The sequence below is a fragment of the Nitrobacter sp. 62-13 genome, from assembly GCF_001896955.1.
Lineage (GTDB): Bacteria > Pseudomonadota > Alphaproteobacteria > Rhizobiales > Xanthobacteraceae > Nitrobacter.
Genome location: NZ_MKRN01000176.1, coordinates 63,986 through 90,249 on the forward strand (window position 1 = coordinate 63,986; position 26,264 = coordinate 90,249).

The 26,264-nt window shown below is 58.4% G+C and carries 22 protein-coding genes; 15 read left to right on the top strand and 7 right to left on the bottom strand.

Annotated features, from left to right (window positions below):
• Positions 1-263: 263 nt before the first annotated feature.
• The 4 genes from BGN91_RS12520 (at position 264) to BGN91_RS12535 (ending at position 3,681) form a co-directional block, all read left to right on the top strand.
• On the top strand, positions 264-1,400 hold the full coding sequence (locus BGN91_RS12520; protein WP_292613606.1) for an ABC transporter permease: 1,137 nt from the start codon (positions 264-266) through the stop codon (positions 1,398-1,400).
• Positions 1,401-1,402: 2 nt separating this feature from the next.
• Positions 1,403-2,182: an ATP-binding cassette domain-containing protein gene (locus BGN91_RS12525; protein ID WP_292613609.1), complete on the top strand. Its 780-nt coding sequence runs from the start codon at positions 1,403-1,405 to the stop codon at positions 2,180-2,182.
• Between the two features lie 3 nt (positions 2,183-2,185).
• Entirely contained in the window at positions 2,186-3,295 is a 1,110-nt protein-coding gene (locus BGN91_RS12530) for an MlaD family protein (protein WP_292613611.1), read from the top strand.
• 218 nt (positions 3,296-3,513) lie between these two features.
• Positions 3,514-3,681 (top strand): hypothetical protein, encoded by a 168-nt coding sequence (locus BGN91_RS12535; RefSeq protein WP_292613614.1) that lies wholly within the window; start codon positions 3,514-3,516, stop codon positions 3,679-3,681.
• 78 nt (positions 3,682-3,759) lie between these two features.
• Here the strand turns inward: BGN91_RS12535 and BGN91_RS12540 are convergent, their stop codons facing one another.
• Positions 3,760-4,086: a cytochrome c gene (locus BGN91_RS12540; RefSeq protein WP_292613616.1), complete on the bottom strand. Its 327-nt coding sequence runs from the start codon at positions 4,084-4,086 to the stop codon at positions 3,760-3,762.
• A 213-nt stretch (positions 4,087-4,299) separates the two neighbouring features.
• Positions 4,300-5,337: a zinc-dependent alcohol dehydrogenase family protein gene (locus tag BGN91_RS12545; protein WP_292613677.1), complete on the bottom strand. Its 1,038-nt coding sequence runs from the start codon at positions 5,335-5,337 to the stop codon at positions 4,300-4,302.
• A gap of 366 nt (positions 5,338-5,703) precedes the next feature.
• Here BGN91_RS12545 and BGN91_RS12550 point away from each other — a divergent pair, with 366 nt between their 5' ends.
• From BGN91_RS12550 to BGN91_RS12560, 3 genes are all read left to right on the top strand, one after another.
• On the top strand, positions 5,704-6,396 hold the full coding sequence (locus BGN91_RS12550) for a helix-turn-helix domain-containing protein (protein WP_292613618.1): 693 nt from the start codon (positions 5,704-5,706) through the stop codon (positions 6,394-6,396).
• 52 nt (positions 6,397-6,448) lie between these two features.
• Positions 6,449-6,712 (top strand): hypothetical protein, encoded by a 264-nt coding sequence (locus BGN91_RS12555; RefSeq protein ID WP_292613620.1) that lies wholly within the window; start codon positions 6,449-6,451, stop codon positions 6,710-6,712.
• 871 nt (positions 6,713-7,583) lie between these two features.
• Positions 7,584-7,979 carry a transposase gene (locus BGN91_RS12560; RefSeq protein WP_292613622.1) on the top strand — a complete coding sequence of 132 codons (396 nt, stop codon included), beginning with the start codon at positions 7,584-7,586 and terminating at the stop codon, positions 7,977-7,979.
• Between the two features lie 42 nt (positions 7,980-8,021).
• On the opposite strand, the gene BGN91_RS12565 is transcribed toward BGN91_RS12560, so the two are convergent.
• Positions 8,022-8,663 carry a ParA family protein gene (locus BGN91_RS12565; RefSeq protein ID WP_292613624.1) on the bottom strand — a complete coding sequence of 214 codons (642 nt, stop codon included), beginning with the start codon at positions 8,661-8,663 and terminating at the stop codon, positions 8,022-8,024.
• A 513-nt stretch (positions 8,664-9,176) separates the two neighbouring features.
• Here BGN91_RS12565 and BGN91_RS12570 point away from each other — a divergent pair.
• From BGN91_RS12570 to BGN91_RS12600, 7 genes are all read left to right on the top strand, one after another.
• Positions 9,177-10,292, top strand: a complete 1,116-nt coding sequence (locus BGN91_RS12570; RefSeq protein ID WP_292613626.1) for a calcium-binding protein — start codon at positions 9,177-9,179, stop codon at positions 10,290-10,292.
• A 216-nt stretch (positions 10,293-10,508) separates the two neighbouring features.
• Positions 10,509-11,135, top strand: coding sequence for a methyltransferase domain-containing protein (locus tag BGN91_RS12575; RefSeq protein WP_292613679.1), 627 nt, complete (start codon positions 10,509-10,511; stop codon positions 11,133-11,135).
• A 182-nt stretch (positions 11,136-11,317) separates the two neighbouring features.
• Positions 11,318-13,552 carry a peptidase domain-containing ABC transporter gene (locus BGN91_RS12580; protein ID WP_292613628.1) on the top strand — a complete coding sequence of 745 codons (2,235 nt, stop codon included), beginning with the start codon at positions 11,318-11,320 and terminating at the stop codon, positions 13,550-13,552.
• Complete coding sequence (locus BGN91_RS12585) at positions 13,542-14,891, top strand: HlyD family type I secretion periplasmic adaptor subunit (RefSeq protein WP_292613630.1); 1,350 nt, start codon at positions 13,542-13,544, stop codon at positions 14,889-14,891. Before BGN91_RS12580 ends, BGN91_RS12585 begins: the two co-directional genes overlap by 11 nt.
• A gap of 77 nt (positions 14,892-14,968) precedes the next feature.
• Complete coding sequence (locus BGN91_RS12590) at positions 14,969-16,930, top strand: tetratricopeptide repeat protein (RefSeq protein WP_292613632.1); 1,962 nt, start codon at positions 14,969-14,971, stop codon at positions 16,928-16,930.
• A gap of 281 nt (positions 16,931-17,211) precedes the next feature.
• The gene (locus BGN91_RS12595) at positions 17,212-19,416 is read left to right on the top strand and encodes a glycoside hydrolase family 99-like domain-containing protein (protein WP_292613633.1); all 2,205 of its coding nucleotides are present in this window, start codon (positions 17,212-17,214) and stop codon (positions 19,414-19,416) included.
• Positions 19,417-19,432: 16 nt separating this feature from the next.
• The gene (locus BGN91_RS12600) at positions 19,433-20,356 is read left to right on the top strand and encodes a glycosyltransferase family 2 protein (protein WP_292613635.1); all 924 of its coding nucleotides are present in this window, start codon (positions 19,433-19,435) and stop codon (positions 20,354-20,356) included.
• 22 nt (positions 20,357-20,378) lie between these two features.
• Here BGN91_RS12600 and BGN91_RS12605 read toward each other — a convergent pair whose 3' ends face one another.
• Positions 20,379-21,260, bottom strand: a complete 882-nt coding sequence (locus tag BGN91_RS12605) for a hypothetical protein (RefSeq protein ID WP_292613637.1) — start codon at positions 21,258-21,260, stop codon at positions 20,379-20,381.
• A gap of 557 nt (positions 21,261-21,817) precedes the next feature.
• Between BGN91_RS12605 and BGN91_RS12610 the strand changes: the two genes are divergently transcribed.
• Positions 21,818-23,035: a glycosyltransferase family 92 protein gene (locus BGN91_RS12610; RefSeq protein WP_292613639.1), complete on the top strand. Its 1,218-nt coding sequence runs from the start codon at positions 21,818-21,820 to the stop codon at positions 23,033-23,035.
• A gap of 207 nt (positions 23,036-23,242) precedes the next feature.
• On the opposite strand, the gene BGN91_RS12615 is transcribed toward BGN91_RS12610, so the two are convergent.
• From BGN91_RS12615 to rfbB, 3 genes are all read right to left on the bottom strand, one after another.
• Positions 23,243-23,542 (bottom strand): hypothetical protein, encoded by a 300-nt coding sequence (locus BGN91_RS12615; protein WP_292613641.1) that lies wholly within the window; start codon positions 23,540-23,542, stop codon positions 23,243-23,245.
• A gap of 315 nt (positions 23,543-23,857) precedes the next feature.
• Positions 23,858-25,159 carry a UDP-glucose/GDP-mannose dehydrogenase family protein gene (locus tag BGN91_RS12620; protein WP_292613643.1) on the bottom strand — a complete coding sequence of 434 codons (1,302 nt, stop codon included), beginning with the start codon at positions 25,157-25,159 and terminating at the stop codon, positions 23,858-23,860.
• 35 nt (positions 25,160-25,194) lie between these two features.
• Positions 25,195-26,262, bottom strand: coding sequence for a dTDP-glucose 4,6-dehydratase (gene rfbB / locus BGN91_RS12625; protein ID WP_292613645.1), 1,068 nt, complete (start codon positions 26,260-26,262; stop codon positions 25,195-25,197).
• Positions 26,263-26,264: the final 2 nt, after the last annotated feature.

The following is a 26,264-nucleotide window of genomic DNA, read 5'->3' on the forward strand; positions in this document are numbered from 1 at the left end:
CAGGATCGGTTTGAGAGGCATGATCATGATCCTCGCGTCTGATGGACTTCCGGCCGATGAGCCAACCTAATTTGCTTCCTCGTGATTGATCGAGGATTCATCCTGCTTTTTTCGGACCGGACCCAAGTCTACCTGCGCGGCGATTCACGCCATTGACTTGCGTCAAATGTCCATTCGACGGGCCGTCGTGGCCGGTTTGAGGCAGGTCAACGTCCATTCTCAAGTGCAGTTTTAAGGAGGGACTAGCGAACCGGAGGTTTGAATTGGCGACGGTACCCCGATTGGCGGCCACATCAAAAGACGATGGGATCGAATTGCATCCGGACGGTTCCTGGGTCGCAGCGAACGTTACCGCCCTGGAAGCGCTCACGGAGGCCGCCGCACCGCAGGTCGAGCGAGCGAAATCCCTCAAAATGGATATGAGCGGCTTGAGCGAACTCGATACCTTGGGAGCCTGGCTGCTCGAAAAATTGTCGCGTCGGACAGTGACGGCCGATCATCCGGTCGAAGTCGTCGGGGTCTCCGAAAATTACGTTGGGCTGATCGAGGAGATCCGGCATGTCAACCGGCACAATCCTCCGCCGCTTAAGGCGCGCAATCCCGTGATCGCCAGAGTTGAGGAGATAGGCCGCGCTGCCTGGTCTTCCCGCGAAGACGTCGCCGTGTTCCTGCACATGCTCGGCTCGCTTTGCGTCGCATTGCTCGGCATTATCCGCAGGCCACGTTCGCTGCGGTTCACCTCGCTGGTCTATCAACTGTATCGGGTCGGCTGGCAGGCCATCCCCATCGTCCTGCTCATCACGTTTCTGATCGGCGCGATCATCGCTCAGCAGGGCTTTTTTCATTTTCGCAAATTCGGCGCCGATTCCTACGTCGTCGATATGGTCGGAATCCTCGTGCTGCGCGAGCTCGGCGTGCTGATCGTCGCGATCATGGTCGCCGGCCGATCCGGCAGCGCTTACACAGCCGAACTCGGCTCCATGAAGATGCGCGAGGAAATCGACGCGCTCTCGACCATGGGACTCGATCCCGTCGTCGTTTTGATCCTGCCGCGCGTCCTGGCGCTGGTTTGTGCGCTGCCGATCCTGACGTTCATGGGATCGATGGCCGCCCTCTACGGTGGCGGTCTGGTCGCATGGTTCTACGGCGGCATGGGTCCGTCGATATTCATCGCGCGGCTGCACGACGCCGTGTCCGTGACGCATTTCGAGGTCGGCATGATCAAGGCGCCCTTCATGGCCCTGGTGATCGGCATCGTCGCTTGCAGCGAGGGACTGCGTGTCAAGGGAAGCGCCGAGTCGCTCGGCAAGCAGACGACCACCTCGGTGGTGAAGTCGATCTTCCTGGTGATCGTGCTGGATGGCTTGTTCGCGGTGTTTTTCGCGTCGATTGGAATGTAGCGATGGATGCATCGGTCGGGGAGTTCGCAATTCATGTCAAGGATCTCGTCGTGGGTTTCGGACGCCGCGTCGTCATCGAGCATCTCTCGCTGGATGTGCGCCGGGGGGAGATCCTCGGCCTGGTTGGAGCGTCGGGCGGCGGCAAGTCGGTACTGATGCGAACGATCATCGGCCTGATCCCGCGCCGGAGCGGCGAGATCGAGGTGATGGGCGCCAGGATCGGCTCGACCCATGACCGCGGAACGCAGGCAGCCGCCGGCAAATGGGGCATCCTGTTCCAGCAGGGAGCGCTGTTCTCCTCGCTGACCGCGCGGCAGAATATCCAGTTTCCGTTGCGTGAGAATCTCGTGCTGTCGGATGCGCTGCTGGAGGAGATCGCCACGGCCAAGCTGGAAATGGTCGGCCTGACCCCGGAGGATGGCGACAAGTTTCCCTCCGAATTGTCGGGCGGCATGACCAAGCGCGTGGCGCTGGCGCGCGCGCTGGCGCTCGACCCGGCGATCGTCTTTCTCGATGAGCCGACCTCCGGCCTCGATCCCATCGCGGCAGGCGATTTCGATTCCCTGATCAAGACATTACAGAAAACATTGGGCCTCACGGTGTTCATGGTGACCCACGATCTCGCCAGCCTGAACACCGTTTGCGACCGCGTCGCCGCACTGGCCGACGGCAAAATCGTCGCCATCGGGCCGATGTACGAACTGCTGCAATCCGAACATCCGTGGGTGAGAGCCTACTTCCATGGCAAGCGCTCGTTGATGCTGCAACCGAAGGCGAGTTGAAAGATGGAAACCCGTGCCCCCTTTGTCATCATCGGAGCGTTCGTGCTGGCGGCCATCGCCGCGGTTTTCGGCTTCGTCTATTGGCTCCACAATACCGGCGGCCTCGGCCCGCGAACAACCTACCACGTGCAGTTCGAGGGCTCCGTGCCCGGCCTGCTGGTTGGTGCGGCCGTCCTCTTCAATGGCATTCGTGTGGGCGAAGTGACTGCGCTCAACCTCGCGCCGGACGATCCGCGCCGCGTCGATGCGGCGATCGCCGTGACATCGACCACGCCGATAAGGCCCGACACCAAAGTCGGTCTCGAATTCCAGGGTTTGACCGGTGTTCCGGTCATTGCGCTGGAAGGTGGTCAGTTGCTCGGCGGCGCCGGCCCGGTTCCGACATTGATCGCCGAAGCCGGTGCGGGCCAAAGCATGACACAAGCTGCACGCGATGCGTTGCGGCATGTCGATGCGGTGCTCGCGGAAAATGCGGGACCGATAAAAAGCACCATCGCAAATTTGCAGGTCTTTTCCGAAGGACTGGCCCGGAACACCGGCAAGCTCGATGGCATCGTGGCCGGTCTTGAACGCATGACGGGGGGAGGCGCTTCTGCAGCGCAGAAAATCACTTATGACCTCCGCGCGGCGAGCGGCTTTCCACGTCCGCCTGCCGGGACTCTCAAGGGCCGACTCGTCATTCCGGAGCCGACCGCGGTGATCAAGCTCGACACGCAGCGTTTCCTGTTTTCGCCGGCCAAGGAGTATCCGGATTTCGCCGAGGCGATGTGGGCCGACAACATTCCAAAGTTGCTGCAGGCGAAACTGCTCGAGAGCTTCGAAAATTACGACATCGCCCATGCGCCATTACGCGCAGCGGAAGGAGTGCAGGCGGATTATCAACTCCTGATCGACATCCGGAGCTTCCAGATCTCGACTGATCCCGAACCGGCTGCCGATATCGGGTTGTCGGCGCGAATCCTGAACAAGGACGGAAAGGTGGTTGCGGCGCGACTGTTCCAGGACAAGCAAAAGCTGGATAAAATGGAACCAGCGGCAGCCAGCGCAGCGTTCAACGATGCGTTCGGGCGCATCGCCAAGGATATGATCGCGTGGACGGTTAAGGCGTTGTAGGGCGCGCGTTCAACGGCCCGGATCAATGGCGGCCTAGGGACTGCTGGGTTGTCGGACGCTTGGGGTCGGCGCCGCGCGTTCTTTGACCTGGATCAGCATCGCGGCGGACTGGCTCCGTAATATGCACAATGGGGAAGGGGGCTCCGAATAAAGGAATCACAACGATGGCTTCGACCACACAGCACCGTAACGGGACTTGCACGCGGTGCGGCTCGCGCTTGATCCATCTCGAGTGGGAGGAGCGCCTTGATCCGCACCAGCTTCAGCAGCTTTGGAGATGTCTCGAATGCAAAAATGAGTTCGTCATCCCCCGTGATTCTGAAGAGGAAAGCACGACCAGCGCCGAGATCATCGCGCCGTTCTTCACGAATCTCGTGGTTGAATAAGTCGGCTTGGTCCCGAAAAAATCATTTGGCTTATCGACGGGCACACACACATGCCTCGTGATCTTCCGCATGCGAGGATCACTCCAGTGATTTAAGAAAACCGATAAAATCGTTGATCTGATCGGGTTCGAATTGGAATTGTGGCATGCTGGGATGTCCAGTCACGATTCCTTCAGCAAGGGCTTCTTCAAGCGTTTCCACGGGATAGCGCTCGTGCAAGGTACGAAATGGCGGCGCAATTCGAAGCGGACTGGGACTCACCCTGTCGATGGCGTGGCACCCCGCGCAATAAAGTAGCGCCAAGCGCCGACCTTGCTCGATATTGGCGGCCTCCACGGGCCGTGCTGATCCCAGGGTGAAAATCATGGCCAACGCCAGAAGCAACGATGAGTTAGCAACGCGCATTGTTTTTCCTGGAATTAAAAGTTGAATCGACGGTACCGATATTTCCTAACAGAGCGTGGTCGGGTCCTGTTGACCTGGGTCAAGTCGCCGACGTTCAGGGGCCCTGCGTTTTGCTTTGAAGCGGGCTGTCCTGCACCAATCCTGCCATGAACAGGCAAGCTGCTGCCCATCAAAAAATTGATTGAACGCAACACACGTCCCTGACAATGGGCCTCAGGCTGCGATGATTACTTTCAGCGCGCCGGTATCGGCGGCGTGGCCGAATGTATCGTACGCGTCAAGAATCTGGTCGAGGGGAAAGTGATGCGTGATCAATCTGGCAGGATTGATCTTATTTGACTGCACCGTCTTGAGAAGCAAGGGGGTGGTGACAGTGTCGACGAGCCGGGTCGTAATGGAGATATTGTGCGACCATAATTTCTCAAGGTGCAGGTCGACCTTGGTGCCGTGCACGCCGATGTTGGCGATGATGCCGCCGGGAGCAACAATGTCCTGGCAAAGTACAAAGGTGGCGGGAACGCCGACCGCCTCGATCGCCGTATCGACACCTTTGCCGCCAGTCAATGCCTTCACTTCGTCGGCAGCCGTTCCACTCGCGCTGTTGATCGTATGTGTAGCACCGAAGACCCTAGCGATCTCGAGGCGCTTGTTATCGAGATCGATCATGATGAGTTCGGCGGGAGAATAGAACTGCGCGGTCAGCAATGCGGCAAGACCGATCGGTCCGGAGCCGACGATCGCGACGGTCGACCCTGGCGCCACCTTGCCGTTCAGAACACCGCATTCGAAGCCGGTCGGCAAGATGTCGCTCAACATGACGAGCGCTTCTTCGTCGGCGTCGGCCGGAATAGGATAGAGGCTGGTGTCGGCGTGCGGGATCCGGACATACTCAGCTTGTGTCCCATCGATCTCGTTGCCGAGGATCCAGCCGCCGGTGGTGCAATGGGAGTAGAGACCTCGACGGCAGTATTCGCATTTGCCGCAGGAGGAAATGCAGGAAACCAGGACATGATCGCCCGGTTTGAAGGTCGTGACACCGGCGCCCACTGCATCGACGATCCCCACGCCTTCGTGTCCGAGAATACGACCGGGTGCACAGGTCGGCACGTCACCTTTCAGAATATGCAGATCCGTGCCGCAGATGGTGGTTTTCACCATCTTGACGATTGCATCTCCTGCAGACTGAACTTCCGGCTTGGGCCGATCTTCGAGCGTCTTGTGCCCGGGGCCATGGTAGACCAGCGCTTTCATGGCGTGTTCCGATCCGATAGCTGCCTGTCGTTTGATAAGAGCCGGTCCACCGCGCTGCACGTTGATTTCGATCAAGGCTGACTTTTCATTTCGGCAAGCTTCGTCGGTTGGCTGCGCATTCGAGTATCTCACGTTCGAACAGGCACGATCTGGAATTGGCGGGAAGCTCCAGGAAGGCATCCGGCAGCTATTTATCCGATTGCGACATAGGTCTGATCTGGCTCGAAATGCGTGCGAGGCATGGGCCTGCCGTGGAACAGCACCTCCGTTAAACCCCTTAGGAGGCGCCCCTTAGGATATCGACCGAAATATCCCTGCGCGTACGTCTCGGCTAGACCAAGCCATCCGCGTGGAGGAGATGGTGACATGCATACCCAGACGATCACTCCCACTGCCAAGGTTCCCAACATCTCGCACCTCATGGCGGCGGAACCAGCCGATCAATTCGACGCCATCGCCCGTTGCTCGGGAGTGATCGCGAGCGAATTTTCCTACAAAAAGGAAGAGGAAATTTACGGTGAGGGTGAGTCTTCCGAATACCTCTACCAGATTATCCGGGGTGCAGTTCGCACCTATAAACTCCTGAGCGACGGACGAAGGCAGATCGGCGCGTTCCACCTGCCGGGCGATGTCTTTGGCCTCGACCCCGGCTCGGAGCACCGCCTCACCGCCGAAGCAATTGTCGACACCACCGTTCGCCTTTTGCCTCGTCGCAGCCTGGAGAAGGCTGCAGTATCGAACGCTCAGGTTGCCCGCAATCTCTGGACGTTGACGGCAAGCGACCTCAGGCATGCCGAAGATCATATGCTGCTTCTTGGCCGCAAGACTGCGATGGAGCGCGTCGCCACCTTCCTCCTGGAAATGGACCGTCGGCTCGCCAAGGCCGGCATGATGGCGCTCCCGATGTGTCGCCGCGATATTGGCGACTACCTCGGTCTGACGTTGGAGACCGTCTCGCGGGCGCTCTCGCAACTCAATGATGACGGGATCCTGATGTTATCGAGCGCTCGCCAAATCGCATTGCGCAACCGACAGCGGCTGTCCGCCATGGAGGCTTGAGGGCGACGACCTGCGTTCCACCCGGCCCTCGATCCAAAAAGAGGAGTTCACGATGAACGACTATCGGGTTTTTTTCTACAAGAATCTGCTGAATTCGGAGGGACATAACTTTAAGTGTCTTCAGCGTCAGGTCGATGTTCAATCAGATGATCCATCCCGGGCGCTGGTTCTGGCAGAACAGAAAATCGGCAACGAGCGGCAGAACATCGACTGTGTCGAGGTGGTGTATCTGGCAGGCGACCTTCATGGATTCGAGCACCCGTCTCGCCCGCATGGCTCTGGCGCATTGGACGCTGTTGGAATGTCAGATTTCTAGCGCTTCGATGCCGCATATGTCGTCGCGCCTGGCGCTGCTCTCGCTCGACCAACGCCGGCGCCTCGCCTCGTCAAACTTTCCGGTCTCGAAACCGACACGAGGATAAAAGTCCAACGGACTGGGCCGCCTGTTTCTCCAACCGGATTCGCAGAAATAGCAATATCGCTGCGGCGCGCGTCCCTGCGCAGGGGCGGCCGGCAGTCCACGTCTTGTTTGACCGCTCAGTCTCGAACCGCCGGTCGAGAAGATTCGACGATCGGGCTGCATTCTGGCGATTCCCTTTTAGTCCATCTGCTCGAGTCGGCGCTGCCGGTCGCCTGAGCGAAGGGTAAAATATTCCCGCCTGGACCACGGGCTCTGGAAACTTCGTCCAACAGTTGGTGCGGGTAGAGATAGCTGACGGGGCTTCGGCCGCCTCGGAAAACTGATACGCCGAAAATCGGCGCGATGGCCGGCTGTTCCCCCCAGTAAATGGCAGGACGCGGTGGAGATGGGGGACGGGCGAGTTCTCAATACGATGTTGAAAAATCGCCCCCCTGATCGCGTAGCTCTGATATGTTAAGGATAGTGTTTCCCATGTTTCGCCGTACGTTAACGTCCGGCCATGATTAGCTACCGATGTTAAGCACTCGTTCATCGGACCGCGCCCAGCGTCGGCGGTAGGTTGCCTGCAAGATTTACATTGCACTGCAGCTAACACCAAAGGCTAACTTGCGTGGATACCGGATGATGATCGAGAGTGGGGCGGCGCCTAAGCGCTGAATATTTCTGTTGTAGCGTTATTTCGAATAATGAGTATTTACATTGGTTCTGGCGTCGACTTGAGGCCCCTCGTTGAGGAACGATGAACCGGGCGCATTCGGACGGGAAGATGAAGAAGCATTCGCACGAGGAAATTCTTTTGAAACTGGCCCGGGCAGACGAACTCGCTCGTGCCGGCAATTCCCAGGTGGACGTTTGCAAGGCGCTTGGCGTGAGCGTCATGACGCTTCACCGGTGGCGGAAGCTGCCCTTGCCCAAGCCCGAACCGGCTGTTCCCCTGAATCGTGCCGATGACCATAAGTCGCTCACCAGCCCCCCGGCAATGGATGAGATGCGCCATGTTCTGGACGAGCTCAAGCTCGAGAACCAGCGGCTTCGAAAGATAGTAACAGATCTCCTGCTTGAAAAAATGAGGCTGGAGGAAGCCGCGGTCACCGCGTCGCCTCGGCAATCAGGCACGCAAGGCGTGATTCACGCGTTGCTTGGTCCCGCCGATTCCCGGTAGTCCCATCAAGCTGAAGCGATCTCGATTGCGCTCGAGATCGCACTATTCCTCTCTTTCAGCCTGTTCGATCGCATCCGCAAGCTGCTGAATTTCCTGGTCGGCGGCATCTCCCGGCATGAAGCTCGTGACTGATTGGCCGTTGGTGAAGCAGCGGACGAAGGCCGCACGGGCGGCGATCGGCGGCGCAATGATCTCGCCGAATGCGCTCAATTCGTCCATCAGCTGTCGTGCCTCCAACGTGCGGCGGTCCAGTCTGTTGGGCACAAGGATCACCTTGATTCGATCCCGCCGGTGTTTCCGCGCCGCGTCGATGATCGCAAGGGTCTGCCGTGTCGCATCGAGATCGAGGCCCGAGGGCGTGCAAGGCACCAGAATCAGGTTGGCGAGGGCGATCGAGGCGCCCATCTCGCGCGCATTGGGAGCGGTATCGATGACCACGACACCGGCTTGAATGCTGCGCACGTCGTGGGCCCAGGCGGACACCGACGTTTGCTCCAGAGCCATTTCATAGACGGGAAACTCAAGATTGCCGGGCTCTGCCCAGTGCGAAGCGGAGCGTTGAGGGTCACTGTCGACCAGTGCGACCTCATGTCCGCGGCGGGCGAGCGCGGCGGCGGCACAGACCGCGATCGTGGTTTTGCCGACACCGCCCTTGCGCTGGGTAACAGTGATGATCCTCCGCATCGGTCCAGGAAAGCTCATGCGGTCCACGATAACGGAATCTCACATTTCTTGGCAAAAACACCTGTCAATATTACCACTCTCTTAACCGACCGCCACAATCAACAAACCGGAGGCGGGCGCCTGATAACCGATCGTCTCATACATATCTCGGGAGCAAATTGCGAATGGCGGGCGCGATAAAGGTAACAAAGCACCATTAATCCCGTTGTTAAGAGACCAAAGTGCCCTCGTCAGGGCCATCGACCGCCCGTCGCCGACGATAAGAGTAAAATGTACGTTAACAGCGCGTGAATTTGACCCTTGACTTAAGCGGCTACTCACAACTAACATACGAGTAACAAATATCGCGGTGCATCATAACATTTATATGTGATGACGCATTCCAGGCCGGTTTTGCCGTTTCGTTCTGGTTCAAGCTGAGAGCACCTTCGAGCCGCAGCATATTAGCGTCGATTGGCGTCGACCGGGGTATCTGCTTCGCTATAGATCTTGGGAATCCAGTCAGAGGGTACCATGGCCATTTCCTACCTGACGAAGACCGAGCTGGATCATTTCGTCCAGCATAACGGAAATATAGAAGCGGGCGTAAGATCAGCGCTGATCGATTCGCTCGAACAAAGCGGCGTCTTCCACGAGACTGAGGATGGCACACGGGGATGGTTGGAGTCCGGGCCGTTTCACGGCGGGCCGGTTCCGCCGGTCGTTCAGATTCTGGACGTATCGCAGTCGACAACCGTCCAGACGAATCCCAACCTGAAGGCGATCGTCCTGGACGACCATAGCGCCAAGCTGGACGTGACCGGAGGCGAAAACAACATATTCGTTGCGGCGGGGAGAGGGTCTGACACCATCAACCTGCACGACAGCGGCAACGATACGGTTTATGGCGGCAGCGGCAACGATGTGATCCGCGGAGGTCACGGCGACAGTTCGCTGTTCGGCGGCGCCGGCAATGACAGCATCTACGGCGGCACGGGCAACGACACGTTGGACGGCGGTGCCGGCAATGATTATCTGGTGTCGGGTGCGGTGGCATCGGGCGCGGGCGATCACGTGCAGGTCGCCAGCGCGGACGACCAGGTCTTCGGCAAGGGCCAAGGCAACGGGCAAGGCAATGGTCACGGTCAAGGCAACGGGCACGGGCAAGGCAATGGTCACGGGAACGATCATGGTCACGGGAACGGCCATGGCAGCGGTCACGGAGATGACCATGGCGGTGGTCAGGAGCCTGGCGGCAATGTCGAGGGGCACAGCACGCTTATAGGCGGTGCCGGGAATGACACCCTGGTTGGTGTGCAGGGCGATGTCATGCAGGGCGGTGCGGGCAACGACGAGTTCTGGCTGCGTGACGGCGGAGCTTCGGGCGCCAATTCGACTCTGGAGGGCGGTGCCGGCGCCGACACCTTCCATATCCAGACGCATCACGGCAATGACACCATCTTTGGCGGCGATGGTAAGGACTCCGTCGACTTCGCCGGCCGCTCGTTCTTCGACGTAGCCAAGATCGACACCGATTCGAGCACCAATACTTACACGCTCCACTTCAGCGATGACCAGACGATCGCGGTCAGCGGAGTCGAGGAACTCCACTTCAGCGATCAGATTGTCACCCTGCCGAAACTTTCGTAATTCGGCAGCTAAAGACACAACATTTGCGAAAGCCCCGCTTCTCCCGGCGGGGCTTTTGCTTTTGAGAGGTTCTGTAGACTCGATATTAGTGATACCGAAATGCTTTGATAGGCAATCATGCCTTTGTGAGGCCACATCGATAAAGTGATATTGGTCGGTCTCGAGCCGTGTCGTTCAACTCGTTTCCGATAGCTCCAATCGGGACGTCAGGAGCCGATCTTGTCCGGTATCAAGCACTTGCTCAATGCGGGCTCCGGACCCGGATCCGCGCGACGAATTGCTCGAATGATCCGGGAGCGGGACTTGAAAGAGGTGCGATTCGACATCGATCCCGGCGTCCAACCCGATATCGTTGGCTCCGTGCTCGAACTCGAGAAGTCCTTCGAGCCGCAGTCGTTTGACGTGATATGGTCGTCGCACGTCCTTGAACATCTCTATGCTCACGATGTTTTTCCAACGCTGCGCCAGTTCCATCGGATCCTGAAGCAGGACGGCTTCGCCTTGCTGATGACTCCGGATCTTGAAGCCGTGGCTCATTTTATCGTCGAGCAAGGTATCGCGGCAGTCGCCTATCAATCTCCGGCAGGACCGATCAGGCCGCTCGACATGCTCTACGGCCACTCCCGCGCGATCGAGGAGGGACACATGCATATGGCTCATCGCACCGGATTTACCGCCGAGCGGCTCGGCAATCTGCTGTTGATGGCGGGCTTTCCCACGGTCTCGGTAGCGACAGAAAATTTCGAGGTCTGTGCGCTGGCGCTGATGCCCGAGACCGATGACGCGGCCATCAAGAGGACTTTGTTAGAAAGCGGCTTTAACTTTCAGGAAGTGACGGCCTAATTCCGTTCCATGCCGCCGAGGATTGAGGGCCGGCAGCCTGCCGCTTCCAGGGGCGCCTCCGGGGCGCTCCGATGTTCGTGTTTCCGTCACTTTTATTGTGTCTAATGTTATCGATGGGAACGTATTATCATTCAATCTGAAATGATAGACTCCGATCAGCATAACAGACAGACTGAGTTTTCATGATTGCGCAAGCCGTCGCCGAGAATGACGATATCGATCCGATGCTTCCGTCCGGGCTGGAATGTCTGGTCATCGTCGCACGACAGCACGGGCTGCATCTCACATCGACGCAGCTTATCAAGGACAACCTTCTTGGCGGCGAGGAAGTGCCTCCCGGCCGGCTTGTCCGCTGCGCCGAAAAGGCCGGCATGCGATCGAAGCACGTTCACCTCGATTGGGACGGCCTCTCTCATCTGAAGAAGGCGCTTCCGACCATTGTTGGTTTGCGCAACGGAAGCTACATGGTGTTGTTGCGCGTCGACGGAGACGCCAACAATACCCGTATCGTGCTGAGGGATCCGAACGCCGCAGAAGATGCGCTGCTCGTGATCGACCGGCCGCGTTTCGAGGATATCTGGTCCGGAGACATCGTTCTCGTCAAGCGCAACTACGATATCTCGGATGAATCCCAGCCTTTCAGTTTCGGCCTCGTCACGGCGTTGATATTTCGCGAGCGGCGCATCGTCCGGGACGTGGCAATCGCCGCGCTGGTTCTCGGACTCCTCGGCCTCGCGCCCATCATGTTCTGGCGTCTGCTATCGGACAAGGTGATCTTCTATCACGCATACAATACCTTCTATGTGCTTTGCCTCGCGATGCTGCTCATCATCGCCTTCGAAGCGGTGTTTGCGTTTCTCAGGCAAATCCTTGTTCATCGCCTGACAACCAGGCTTGACGTCAAGCTCTCCACCTACGTTTTCGAAAAGGTCCTCAATCTCCCCATCGATTATTTCGAGCAGACCGCCGTCGGCCTCATCGCCCGCGACATTCGGGAAGTGTTCCGCATTCGCTCGTTCCTGATGGGTCAGTTGTTCGGCACAGTGCTGGATTCGACGACACTGTTTTTCTTCCTGCCCGTCATGTTTTTCTTCAGTCCGATCATGACGTTCATTGTTCTGGCGTTGTCAGGGATCATCGTCGGGTGGTTGATCCTGATGCTGCCGGCGTACCGCAAGGCGTCGCATGCCGTTCTGGTCGCGGAAGGCGATCAGGGCGCGTTTCTGGTTCAAACACTCAACGGCATCCGGACGGTGAAATCGCTGGCGCTCGACGCGCGTCAGCGCCATTTCTGGGACGTGCTGGTTGCGCGTGTCGCCAAGGCGAGATTCGCGGAAGGGATGACCGGAAACGCGATCCAGGCGGTGGTGCGTCCGCTGGAGCGGCTTGCGGTGAGCGGTTCTTATGCGGTCGGCGTGTATCTTGCGCTTACAAACAGTGATCCTGTTTTTATCGGAGCGTTATTTGCATTCCTGATGCTGTCGCAACGCGTGTCGGCCCCGTTGATGCAGATGGCCCAGTTGATCAATCAGTATGACGAAGCACGGAGCGCGGTCGCAACCGTCCGTAACCTCGTGAACCAGCCAGCCGAGGAAGGGCGGTCCGGCAACGGCGTTCGCTCGGCGATCAAGGGAAAAGTGGAATTTTCCAATGTCACCTTCCGATATAAAGGGGCCGTCTCGCCGACATTGAATGGTGTTTCCTTTGAAGTAAACCGGGGAACGACGCTTGGCGTGATGGGCAAAAGCGGCTCCGGCAAGACCACGATTACGCGACTGCTGCAGCGATTGCATTCCGAATACGACGGACTGATCAAGATCGACGGAATCGACGTTCGCGAATACGATGTCGATCATCTGCGCAGGAACGTCGGCATCGTTCTGCAGGAAAATTTTCTTTTCAGCGGGACGATTCGCGAGAATATCTGCGCAGCCGTGCCGGACGCCACGTTTGACGATGTCGTTAAGGCGGCGCGACTGGCGGGAGCGGAGGAATTCATCGACAAGCTGCCGCGCGGTTATGAAACCCGTGTCTATGAAGGATCGCCAAACCTCTCCGGAGGGCAACGGCAACGCCTTGCAATCGCGCGCGCGCTGATCGTTGATCCGCCGATCCTCATCCTTGACGAGGCCACGAGCGCGCTTGATGCCGACAGCGAGGCGATCGTGAACGGCAACATCACGCGAATAGCGAATGGCCGCACGCTGATCATCATCTCCCATCGGTTGTCGTCGCTGACGGCGGCGGATGCCATTCTCGTGCTCGACCGCGGGGTGGTCGACGATATCGGGCGTCACGCGGAACTGCTGGAGCGGAACGATATCTACAGTTCGCTTTGGTATCAGCAGAACACCCATCTCGCGCCTGCGGTTCGCAGCGACAAGCCGAAACTCCGGAGCCCGACCCTTGTCCCATAGCCAGGCTTCGCTCGCGACCGTCCGTCAATTCCAGTCGGAGACCGATGCAATCCGGGAGGCGGCCGAGCCCTTGGCCGCGCGCGCCACGCTGTTCGTACTTTCCGCGTTCCTTGTTTCGATTGTCGTGGTTCTGTGCCTGACGCGGATCGATCGCGTCATCACCAGCCTCAATGGCAATATCGTGCCGGCCGGTCATATCAATGTTTTGCAGGCGCTGGATCCATCGATCATCAAGACGATCAACGTCCGCGAGGGCGAGCAGGTGCAGACGGGACAGTTGCTCGCCACGCTTGATGCGACCTTCACCTCCGCCGATCTGACACAGGCGAAGTTGCAGATCGCAAGCCTCGATGCGCAGGTGGCGCGCGATGAGGCCGAGTTGAATCAGAAGCCGCTCGTATTTGCCAACAAGTCGGATCCGGATTTCCAGAAATATGCGGCGCTGCAGAAGGCGCTCTACGGGCAGCGCGTGGCCCAGTACAATGCCCAGATCAACAGTTTCGAATCGAAGATCAAGGAGACCCAGGCGACGATCGAAAAGCTTCGTGGCGACGATGCCCGATATCGGCAACGCGACGATGTCCTGGAAAAAATCGAGAAGATGCGCACGACGCTTGCAGAGCATGGCACGGGATCGCAGCTCAACATGTACGTGTCCCAGGATGCCCGGCTGGAGTTGCTGCGGACACTGGAGAATACACACAACGGCCTGATCGTGGCGCAAAACACCCTTGGATCCGTCATCGCGGACCGTGACGCGTTCAAACAGCAATGGTTCGCGCAATTGAGCCAGGATCTGGTGACGACGCGCAATAAGCTGGACGAAGCGAGAGCGACCTATGAAAAGGCTCTCAAGCATCAAAATCTGGTGCGCTGGACCGCAGCCGAGCCGTCCGTGGTGCTGACTATGGCAAGACTCTCGGTCGGCTCGGTGCTCAAGCCGGGAGATCCCTTCATCACGCTGATGCCGATCGACACCAGGCTCGAGGCAGAGATCAGGATCTCCTCGCGCGATGTCGGTTTCATCCGGGCCGGCGATCCATGCACGATCAAGGTCGACGCCTTCAATGCAGCTGAGCACGGCACGGCGTCGGGAAATGTGCGCTGGATCAGCGAAGGCGCCTTCACGACTGACGATGACGGCAAGCCGCTGGACTACACCTATTACAAGGCGCGCTGCTCGGTGGACGCATACAACTTCAAGGACGTGCCGAGCAACTTCCGTCTGATTCCGGGTATGACCCTGCAAGGGGATATCAATGTCGGCACCCGTTCCGTCGCGATGTATCTGCTCGGTGGAATGCTGAAGGGCATTCACGAGGCTATGCGTGAACCATGATGCTTTCACCGCGATCGCTTCTGGATTGGATTCGTCCAGCGTCCGCAACGCCCCGCACCTGTCCTTTTGACCAGGGAATGGCGGCATATGAACGTGGGCAATATCTCGAAGCGATAAGGTGCTGGAAGCTGGCGTCGGAGGCCGGCAAGGCCGAAGCGGGCTATCGAATAGGGATGCTCTATGTGAGAGGCGAGGGGGTCGTCAGGAGCGTGCCGGATGCCGTGGCCTGGTATGAGTGGGCGGCTCAGCTCGGCAATGTTGACGCGCAGTTCCAACTCGGGCTGATCTTTCTGCAAGGGGACAAGCCGGTGCTCGGTCCTTATCGCAACGAAACGTGGCGCCGATCCTCAGCCGGTCGGCTGGGTGACAAAGCATCGGACATCCATCATCTCGTGTTTCCTCATGGCATGAGCGTTGAAAGGGATGTCGCCGCTGCCTTCGGATGGATATCGGCCGCAGCAGAGAGCGGCAAAGCAGAAGCACAGACGGTTCTCGGCAACATGTATTGCGAGGGGCTTGGCTGCGAGAAGGATTTAAGCGCGGCGCTCGGATGGTATCTGGCGGCGGCGGAACAGAACTGCGCTGCCGCGGAATTCGCGCTTGGCGACGTCTATTATCAGGGCAAGGGCGTTCCCGTCGATTTCGAACAGGCGGCGATCTGGTACCGCAAGGCGGCCGAACAGGATCATGTCAGGGCGCAGGTTGCGCTTGCGTTCATGAACCTGAAAGGAACGGGTCTGCCGGAAGCTCCGGCGGAAGCCGCTCGCCTGTTTCATAACGCGGCCAATCATGATGATCCGATCGCGCTCTACAATATCGGCCTGTTGCGTCTGAAAGGTCATGGAGTCGCGAAGGATATCGACCGAGCCGAAACCGCGCTGCGCAAGGCGGCGCGTAAGGACTACGTTCCCGCAATCCAGGCTTTAGCCGATTTCTATTCGCACGGCGCGGGTGCCGAGCCCGATTTAAGGGAGGCGGCTGTCTGGTACGAAAAGGCCGCCGAGCGTGGTGACGTGCAGGCGCAGTTTTTCATGGGTCGCTTTTACGCGACAGGCACCGGTGTCGGCCCAAATATCCGTCAGGCTGCGAAATGGTTCGAGCGCGCGGCCGGCAATGGCCATGCGACCGCCGCGTTCAATATCGCCATCTTCTATCTCAACGGCTCCGGCGTCGAACGCAACGTGAAGGTTGCTATCGAGTGGTTCGAGCGCGCATCCGAAGGCGGCATTCGTGCTGCGCAGTTGCAACTTGGCAAGCTGTATTCGGCGGGCAACGGAGTGCCGCGTGATCACAGGCGCGCGGGAGAGTGGCTCAGCAAGGCGGCCACGGGGGGGGATGCAGACGCCAAGCTGGCTTATGCGCTTTTCCTGCTTCATCAGGACGGATCGATTGAACGGGTTGATCAGATACGCTCGCTGTTGAGCGAGGCGGCTGAAACCGGTCACGCGCCGGCTGCGTATCAACTCGGTGTTTTGGAAATGGGTAGGTTTGGCGGCGCTGCAAATGCCGAAGCCGCCGTCTCCTGGTTCTCGCGCGCCGCCGGCGCCGGTCATGTGGAAGCCCAATACACGTTGGCGCTGCTGTATCTCGATTCGGATGGCACCATGAGCGACCCCAAGGCTGCGGCGTCCTTGATGATCAAAGCCGCGCATGCTGGCCATTCGGGAGCGCAGTTTCATCTCGCGGTGATGTATTGCACCGGCACGGGCGTAGCGCAGGACGTGGCCCAAGGCGCGAGCTGGTACGAGGCGGCGGCGCGACAGGGGCACAAGGTCGCACAGTTCAATTTTGCGGTGATGCTTGGAAAGGGACAGGGATGCGAGGCCGATCCCGAGAAGGCGGCCGAATGGTTCGAGAAGGCGGCTGAGCAGGATATGGCGGAGGCGCAGGTTGCGCTCGGCGATGCCTTGATGTCCGGAAGCGGTGTTGCGCAGGACCAGAGCGCAGCGGCGCATTGGTATCAGCAGGCAGCCCGGCAAAATCATGAGGGAGCCTCACACCGTTTGGCCGCGATCGGCGTAGCACTGGTCGATGGTTGAGGCCGCTGGCGGACTGGGTCGTTGAAGCGTTGGTGCGGCTACTGCTGATCTTCGGGACAAATCTCGCCAGCGGGATGCGAGTCGGTGGATCGCCTTCAAACCGGCGGCTGCGCATGATGGGAAGCATGAGCTGGAGCGGGATGAGGAAAAGCGCGTAGCAGCTTTCCGCCCCTATTCCGCTTTAAAACGTTGGAATCGATCACGCCCATGACTTTTGATCGTTTCGATCAAAATCATTCGTGATCTGGTGGGCCCGGGGGCTGGCAGGAGATCGGGGTACGATGAATAAGATTGCGGAGCGCGACGTCAGAAATGCGAAGGGCATGCGGCCCGTCGCTAATCCCATTTCGCAAGACGAAAACCTTCAGAGCGTGTTCCTTGATCCGGACCTGAGCGATCTGGAATCAGGCGCGCGTCTGCGTGGCGCGATCCTTGAATATTCCGGCCGGGAAGTCTCCGGCTGGATCGTCGACACCCGGTCGCTCACCGCATCTGTCTCTCTTTCTCTCTTCGTCGGGTCTCATGCGATCGAAGAGACGAGGACCGATCGCGCGGCTCCCGCCGCAATTGGTTCGAAAAAAACAATCGGCCGGCCCGGCTTCCACATCGATTTGGCGACCGTGGGCGCGCGTCGACGCCTGGCGCGCGCGCTCAAACATACATTGGCGGCGCGGGGCCAGCCGCAGATCTATCTTCGCGTCAGCCTGGACGACGGCGAATTTTTCGAGATCCCGCTCTTTGACAGCATCGCGCCCGACGAACTGGTCGTCGCTCTGGGTTTTTCGAGCGACGACTGCACTGACCTGCTGATTCCAAACAACAACAAGACGGTTACGGCAGCGCCGGATACGACTGGAAAACAGGTGCGCCATGTCTGTTTCTATCTGCCGCAGTTTCACTCGTTCGCGGAGAACGATCGATGGTGGGGCCCCGGATTTTCCGAATGGACCAATATCGCACGCATGCGTCCTCAGTTTCCCGCACATCAATCTCCGTGGTTGCCGGCCGACCTCGGCTTCTATGACGTGAGACTGAAGGAGACTCGCCGGCAACAGGCCGAACTGGCACGCCGCTACGGCATTCACGGCTTCTGCTATTACGTCTACTGGTTCCAGGGCCGCAGGCTTCTCGAAAGGCCGCTGGAGCTGCTTCTTGAGGACGGAGAACCGGACATCCCGTTCTGCATTTGCTGGGCGAATGAGAACTGGTCGCGTCGTTGGGACGGCTCGGACGCGGAGGTTCTTCTCGGACAAAATCATTCGCTGGATGACGATGTTCGCTTTATCGATGATATGGCAGAACTTCTGCTCGATGAACGTTACATCGCGGTAGACGGACGCAAGATCATTCTCATCTATCGGCCGTCGCTCTTGCCGGACAGGCAACGTCTGTTCGAGACATGGCGCGCGAGAGCAAAGGAATTGGGGATCGGAGAAATTCTGATCTGCAACGCCATGACCTTCGGAGAGTTTGATCCGCGCGATCTTAACTGTGATGCAGCCGTGGAGTTTCCTCCGCATACCGTCTTGACGATGGAGCAGTCGCTTTCGGAGATTGGAGCGCCGGCGAGCTTTACGGGAAAGGTTTACGACTATGTCGATGCCGTTCGCTCGTCATTGGGAAAGACATACGATTTCCCCTATTTTCCGGCCGTCATGCCACGCTGGGACAATACGCCCCGCAAGGGTTCGCGCGCGCACATCTTCAACAGGTCGAGTCCGGAAGCATTCGAAGTCTGGCTGCGGGATGCCGCCGGTCGGGCGAGAAGGGGGCAATTTGCCGAGCCGATCGTTTTCATCAACTCCTGGAACGAATGGGCCGAGGGGGCTCACCTTGAGCCGGACTCGCGTTACGGGCGAGCATTTCTGGAGGCGGTAAGAAGGGTTTCATCCTCCGAACCGATTTCGACCCAGGTGCGCTCGAATCCGGACTTGCTGGATTGCTTGAGCCGGCAGGAGCTTGAGCAAGCAGTGAAGGAAGCGGCTACCCACGTTCAACTGCTCGCTACCCTTCATCGATCGGAGATGGTCTATTCGGGCCTGCAACACGCGCGGAACGGGATTCCGCTGGAAGCCCGAGGTGCGTCGGAGAATCCGCCGGAATCATTGCTCGTCATCGAGAACATCAATTCCCAGACGAGCGAGCGGGTGGTGGTCGATCCGCGATCGACGGTCCTCGTGCGGGGATGGGTATGTGCAGGCGGGACATTCGAGGCGACGAAACACAGGATAGCGTTCCTGCTCCTGCTCTCCGTGACTGCTGAAAAGCAGGATCACAACGGCTATTGCCTGGTCGTGGACTGGCACGAACGCTTCGACGTCAAGAATTACATGCAGGCGAAAAGCAGGGATTGCTATTTCGGCTTCCAGCTTTCTTTTTTCGTGCGCGATATACCAGACGGAGAATACCAGATCGCGATTCTGGAGGTAGGCGAGGGGAGCCGCGCGCTCGTCAGGTCCAATCATTCGATCATCGTCCGACGTTAAGCTGAGGGGTTCCCGCATGCTGGCCAGCGTCGTCGTCGCTTCCTACAAGCACGAAGCCTACATCGAAGAATGCCTGGAGACTGTTTACCGACAGACCTTTCCGGACGTCGAACTCATTATCGTCGACGATCATTCACCCGATAGGAGTTTTGAGATCGCACAGCGGCTCGTGAAGAAGAAATCCTTCGCGAAGCGGTTTGTATCCTGCTCGCTTTTGAGAAACCCTCTCAACCTTGGGGCGCACTACACCTGGAACAGGGCATTGTCGCTTGCGAAGGGAGACATGCTCTTTTTCCTGAACTCCGACGACGTCTTTTCGAAGGATCGCATCCGTATATTTTCCAGCCAGTATGACAACGAGAAGCTTTTCTTCGGCTTTTCTGCGGTTGAGCCGATCGATGAACGCGGCAAGCGGATTACAACCCACCAGTTTCCGACAAGCCTCCGCTACGCTATCGACCGGGCCCGCATAACCGGCTCCCCGCTGTCCTGGACATTTCTGGATTCGCAGATTGCGGCCTCAACCGGCAATTTCGTGTTGAGCCGGGAGTTGCTGCGGAGGATCGGGCTGCTGTCCGACCTGAAGTACTGCCACGACTGGGAGTTTGCGCTGCGCGCCGTAACCGTGGTCGAACCCCGTTACGTGGAATCAGATCGCTACATGTATCGGCTCCATTCCACGAACAGTTATCGAAGTCTGAGCAATGTCGCCGAAAACGAGACCAGGGCCTGCATGTCGTCGTACTGTGTCAACGCGATCGCCCGGCGGCCAATCAACCGAGCCTGCCTCAGTCCGATCAACTTCGGCGAAGCGTTCTACAAATTTCTCAAACTTCATCCGAATTTCAATTATTGGGTGAAGCAATTGTACGCGCCATATCAGCCCGACCATCGAACCGTGGATTGGAACGAATGGACGATGCCGCTTGCCTGGCGATGATTCGGTCCTGTCCGTTCGCCTCTTAGCAGAGCGCTGGCTTATGGGTCGGCATGGGGGTCTTCTTCAGAACCTGATGCAGCGCGTCAAGGCGTTCGGTGCGACAGGGCCACGTCGGCATCAGCCAGCCGCCTTCGTCGTTCTCATTCCAGGCATAGATCAACACGGCGGGCGCCTGCTCGCTTGGCGTCTGAGCGGCGACCCAATCAAGCGCGCGCGTCAGGTGATCGGCGAGTTCTTTCTGCGTTGGCGCGGAGAAGAAGTTGCCGATGCCGTCACCGGGGCGTTGTTTTGTTTCCCATGGCACCGGATGTTCGATGCGAGGGCGTCGGTCCCATCCCGTCATCACTGTCGGCACAACAGGCAGATGGCTCCTTCTGAGTTGATCCCAGCCACGCTCTGCGATTTCGGCAAGCTTGGTGAAGGATCCTCGTCCATTGCCGACGGTCAGGGCGTATGATCCGATCGCGTCGCCTCCGATATTCGCGGCTTCCCGTATTAGGAAGTTCTGGTCTCCGGCCAGAACGATATAGGGATTGGCCAGCGCCGCTTTGGTAGCATTTCCTCTAAACGCCTCGATCTGCTCTCTCAGACCTGCAACTCCCTGCCAGTTTCGCTCCACAGCCGCCGGAGCGATGAACCCCAGATAGTAGAGTGGTCTATTGCCCGACACCCGCAGGTAGTTCTTGTCTGCCATGAGACCGATATGCTCTTGAAGTAGAGCCGTCGGTTTGGCGCGCGAACCCCATCGATCCAATTCGGTGAACAGGCAATAGTTGAGACGGTCGGTTATCGTGCTGGTTCTGAACTGATAGAGCGCCTTCGACATGGGATGTTTGGAGCCGTATGCGACGAACGCCCAGTAATCGAGACCGGCGAAGACGGCCTGCTGTATCTCCTTGTCCATTTCCGCCTGCGTGATCGCAGGAAAAGAAATCGAACCGGAGTCATGGCCAGGGCTGACGAAAAATGGCGTTCTCCAGCGATATCTTTCGGGCGATAGCGAGGTCTTGACTGCCTCGGTCGGTTCCGAGCCGGGCGAATACCAGGCATCCCACCGGATTGCTCCCACGAAAGGCCGGGGCTTTTTTTCCGGCGATGCGGCAAAACCCTTGTTCAGGACAGGAGGGGCCAGACCCGCCGCCAGGAAAGCCAGCATCACGCGTCGGGTCAATGTACGAGGACGTCTGTTGTTTTCTGTCATGCCGGTTATCCAGAGCCATTCCCGCGGAACCATAACATTCACGAAACTATCGGGTTGATCTTCCTCCAAATACCCTTACAACATCAGGGCGTGTATCACACAAAAGATGGGTTACTGCGCTTATTTGTTAAGATTATACCGTATTCTTGGAGCATCAAGCTGTTCCGCGGGGATTTCCGGCGTGCCGACGTAACGTTTTTTGAACAAGCCTGGAGCGCTGCAGGGTGAACACGGAAACTTCGACGCGACCGAAATTCGGCTTGGACAACCGAGACCTCGATGCGCTGCCCGCGAGTGAGATCGAGCGAATTTTGAAAGAGTTCTTTTCCAGCCGGATCGCCAATCCGAACCCGGATGAGCTGATACGTTCGGTCAAGGACCTGGACGAACAGTTCGGTGATTTCAACGAATATCAATTCGCGAAGGCCGCGGTTCTTATGCAAGGCTGCGATTTTGCAAGAGCCCGCGATATGCTGGTCCGTCTTGCCGGAGAGTTGCCTTCCGATTCCCGTATTCTGCATCGGCTAGCCGTAACGCATTTGAACATGGGCTCCGCTCAAGAGGCGCAAGACACCTATCTTGCCGCCCTGGCCCTGGCTCCGCAGAGCGAGAATCTTCGTCGGGAGCTTGCCGGGCTCCTGCGAGTCATGGATGCTAGGAAGTTGCATGCTGGAGTGAATGGGACAAAACACAGGCTGTCGGTCGTGTGTGCGATCAAGAACGAAGCCGACGACCTGCTTGAGTGGTTGCACTTTCACAGGCTGGCCGGCGTCGACCATTTTTATTTGTATGATAATGAAAGCACCGACGAGACGCGATCCATCATTGAATCCTTTCCTTGGCCGGAGATGATCACGTATCACTACGTGGAGGGTGATTTCGGTCAGGCGCGCGCATTTCATCACGCGATCGACAGCTATCGAAACAGCTCTGAATGGTGCGCTTTTATCGATGCCGACGAGTTCCTCTATCCCGTTACGGGCGACAGCATCAAGGACCTCCTGGATGAGGTTTCATCCGCGCCGGCTGTCGCGGTTCACTGGCTCAATTTCGGATCCAACGGTCACGAGACGAGACCACAAGGTTTGAGCATCGAGTCGTTCACGCGACGGGCGCCTGACGATTTCCCGGATCACTATGTGATGAAATCAATCGTGCGCCCCGATGCGATCGTGGCCTATCTCCATCCGCATCAGTCCCTTGTGTTGGGATGTTATGTCCAGGAAGACGGCACGCCGGTTTTCCCGATCGGCGGGCGGTGTTCCGCGCCAAAACGCAGAAAGCTCGCTATCAATCATTATTATACGAAGTCCCGGCAGCAGCTTTTGAAAAAGCGGGAGCGAGGAAGGCCGTTAGGGGAAGGTGACCCCGAGCGCATCCGCGCCATGGAGTTCTTCACGCTTCGAGACCGGAACGATGTCGAGGATCTGACGATCCTGAAATTCCTGCCTGAGTTGAAGAAACTGGTTCACTGCTGAACATTATGACGCGACGATCGCGGATCGCGTGCGTTGCATGCAATCACTCTTGTGCAGCCCCTCGCGATGGTTGATGCGATGCCGGCGCAACCGAGGGCGCCAGGGCTTGAGCGTTTTCGAGCGAAGTGGAATTCGCATGAAGAAACGCGTCAAATCAAGAATCTGGAATCGTTCATCCGTTTCCGCGAAATGGTGACGTGAACGGCTCTAGGATGGCTCCTCGTGAAATGACTGCAGTATGGATTCGGCGACTTTCTTTTCCGGGAGCGGACGAAAGAACGACATATCTCCCGCTGTCGCAATCTCGCGAGCGATCTCTCTCACGCAATGATACTTGGGGCGTGAGGCGAAGTCGTGAATGCCGATGATCGCATTGGGATTGCAATGCAGCACGATCTGCGCGAAGCATGCAACCCTGAAGCGGCCATCGACGAAATAGAGATCGGCCGCCGCACTATGCGGCATTTTCCAGATGGCGGAGTGATAGTCCGGCCAGTGCGGTTTCATGGAGGGATCGGTCGGGAATCCCCATTCTGCGGTCGGACCAATGTCGACAAAAATGAGCTCCGGCCTGGTTCGACTCGAGGCGCACGCGGTCCTCACCTGCTCGAGCCAGTCGCGGGACGAGTCGACGGAAAGTATCGAGCTCTGAACATGCTTCGAAGCAACAACCGTGCTTCCGCCGGCTCCGAATTCGACATAGCTGCGGCTGTTTCTGACGAATGACAGGAATAGAGCCGCTTCCTCGTCTGACATCCTCGGTAACAATGATCGCTTCCTTTCGACTGCGGTCGCACAGATGACCGGCACCTGTCGCTAGCGCTATTGTCGTCCGATGCTCTCATACTTGAACCCGGCCGATCGAACGTCTTCGGGCCGATAGATATTGCGCAAGTCCACGATCACCGGCGTAGCCATGTCTATCTTGATCCTCTCGAGGTCAAGCGCACGGAACTGCCGCCACTCGGTCACGATCACAAGCGCGTCAGCACCGCGCGCGCAGGAATAGGGATCGTCGCAATATTCGATGTCGGTGAGTTCCTTCTTCGCCTGCTCCATCCCGACGGGGTCGTGAGCCCTGACCTTGGCGCCGAAATCGAGCAGGCCGGCAATCAGTGCGATCGACGGAGCTTCGCGCATGTCGTCGGTGTCGGGCTTGAAGGTCAGTCCCAGAACGGCGATGGTCTTGCCGCGGATATCATTGTCGAGCGCGCCGGCGACCTTTCGCGACATCGTGCGCTTGCGTGTCTCGTTGACAGTCAGGGTTGCCTCGACGACGCGAAGCTGCACGCCGTAATCGAGCGCGGTCTTCGACAGCGCGCGGGTATCCTTCGGAAAACAGGAGCCGCCATAGCCGGGACCGGCATGCAGGAATTTGGCGCCAATGCGATTATCGAGCCCGATGCCGCGGGCGACTTCCTGCACATTAGCGCCGACCCGCTCCGCAAGATCCGCGATCTCGTTGATGAAAGTGATCTTGGTCGCGAGAAAGGCGTTGGCGGCGTATTTGATCAGTTCGGCGGTGCGCCGGCTGGTGTAAACTATCGGAGCCTGATTGAGGTAAAGCGGGCGGTAGATCTGGCTCATCACTTTCCGGGCGCGCTCGTCCTCGGTGCCGACCACGATACGGTCCGGATGCTGGAAGTCACGTATCGCGGCGCCTTCCCGCAGGAATTCCGGGTTCGCGACCACTGCGAAGTCGGCATCCGGATTGGTCTCACGGATGATGCGCTCCACTTCATCGCCGGTTCCGACGGGAACAGTCGATTTGGTGACGACGGCAGTGAAGCCCTCGAGGCGCGCAGCGACATCGCGCGCTGCGGCATGCACGTAACTCAGATCGGCATGGCCATCGCCGCGCCGTGACGGCGTTCCAACCGCGATGAACACGGCGTCAGCATCGCCAATGCTGGAAAGATCGGTTTCGAACTTCAGTCGACCCGAATTGACGCCAGACTCGATCAGCTTGTCGAGGTCGGGTTCAAAGATCGGAATCCTGCACTGGTTCAGCGCAGCGATCTTGTCGGAATCTTTGTCGATGCAGATGACATCATGGCCGAAATCGGCGAAACAAGCCCCGGACACCAGGCCGACATAGCCGGCTCCAATCATCACAATGCGCATTACGGTATGCTGTTCCCTGACGAGTTGCGGTCGCGTTAGCCGCTGAGGCCAACGCGTTTTGTTGCATAGCCTCGCGCCAGGATGGCCCGCCACCATGGTTGCTCGTCGACGTACCAACGGACCGTCTTCTCGATGCCGCTCTCGAAATTCTCCTGCGCCCGCCAGCCGAGTTCTCTCTCGAGTTTTGACGCATCGATAGCATAGCGGCGATCGTGGCCGGGACGGTCGGCGACGAAGGTAATCAGGTCGCCGTGCCTGCGTGTCATCTCCGGCGCAACCTCATCGAGCAGGTTGCAGATGCTTTCGACGACGTACAGGTTGGTACGCTCGTTACGTCCGCCGACGTTGTAGGTTTCGCCCACGACACCGTGCTCCAGCACCAGCGCCAATGCCTTCGCGTGATCCTCGACATAGAGCCAGTCGCGGATGTTCCTGCCGTCGCCATAGACGGGCAACGGCTCGCCCGCCAGACCCTTGATGATCATATGAGGGATGAGCTTTTCCGGAAAGTGATAGGGACCGTAATTGTTGGAGCAATTGGTCACGAGCGTCGGCAAATCGTAGGTCTCGCGCCAAGCGCGAACAAGATGATCGGAGGAGGCTTTGCTCGCGGAGTAGGGTGAATTCGGCGCGTAGGCGGTCGTCTCCGTGAAGAAGCCGTTATCGCCGAGCGAGCCGAACACCTCATCGGTGGAAACGTGAAGGAAGCGGAATTTCTGGCGCTTCTCGGGTGACAGCGTGCGCCAGTGGCGTAATGTTTCTTGCAAGAGGGTGAACGTGCCGATGATGTTGGTTTGCATGAACTCGCCGGGAGCGTCGATCGAGCGGTCGACGTGGCTCTCCGCGGCCAGATTCATCACCGCATCCGGGCGATACTTCTCAAAAAGCTGACGCAGGCCGGCGCCGTCGCAAATACACTGCTTCTCGAATGCGTAGTTCAGGTTCTCATTCGTGCCGGGCAGGGAGTCGAGATTTGCGGCATAGGTGCACTTGTCAATGTTGACAACGCGGGCATGGGTATTGTGCAGGAGATAACGAACCACCGCCGATCCGATGAATCCTGCGCCGCCAGTGACAAAAATGGTCGAAGCTTTGAAGCGCATCG